This window comes from Halomonas sp. PBN3, assembly GCF_000475415.1.
GTDB lineage: Bacteria > Pseudomonadota > Gammaproteobacteria > Pseudomonadales > Halomonadaceae > Halomonas > Halomonas shengliensis.
The window spans coordinates 1-599 of sequence record NZ_AXCA01000120.1 but is presented as its reverse complement, the minus strand read 5'-3'; the positions used below and the strand labels follow the sequence as shown (position 1 = coordinate 599).

The following is a 599-nucleotide window of genomic DNA, read 5'->3' as shown; positions in this document are numbered from 1 at the left end:
ATCCTCCAGGCGCTGGCGCTGATGCTGGAAGAGGACAGCGGCAAGCGCATCACCGTCGCCGCCCTCGCCCGCCAGGTCGGCGTCACCGAGGCCGCCCTCTACCGTCACTTCCCCAGCAAGGCGCGCATGTTCGAGGACCTGATCGCCTTCATCGAGGAGTCGCTGTTCGCGCGCATCGGACGCCTCCTGGAGGAGGAGCAGGAGGCGCTGCCGCGCTGCGCGGCACTGCTCACCCTGCTGCTGGGCTTCGCCGAGAAGAACCCCGGCCTCTCGCGCCTGCTCGACGGCGGCGTGCTCACCGGCGAGACGGCGCGCCTGCGGACCCGCATCCACCAGCTCTTCGAGCGGCTGGAGACCCAGCTCAAGCAGATCCTCCGCGAGGCGGAGCTGCGCGAGGGGCGCCGCCCCAGCCTGCCCGCCTCCGCCGCCGCCAACCTGCTGCTGGCCACCGCCGAGGGGCGCATCAGCCAGTACGTGAGGAGCGACTTCAGGCGTCGCCCCACCGAGCACTGGGCGGACCAGTGGGCGCTGCTCTCGGCCCAGCTGCTCCGCGAGAGCCCGCAGCCGGCCTGACAGGCGCAAGGAGCAAGGAGCAAGGA

General features: G+C 72.0%; 1 protein-coding gene. It reads left to right on the top strand.

What is annotated here, in order from left to right; all coding sequences use genetic code 11:
• The coding region (gene slmA, locus Q673_RS24455; protein WP_023005302.1) for a nucleoid occlusion factor SlmA at positions 1-573 on the top strand (573 nt) is incomplete at its 5' end.
• Between the last annotated feature and the right edge of the window lie 26 nt (positions 574-599).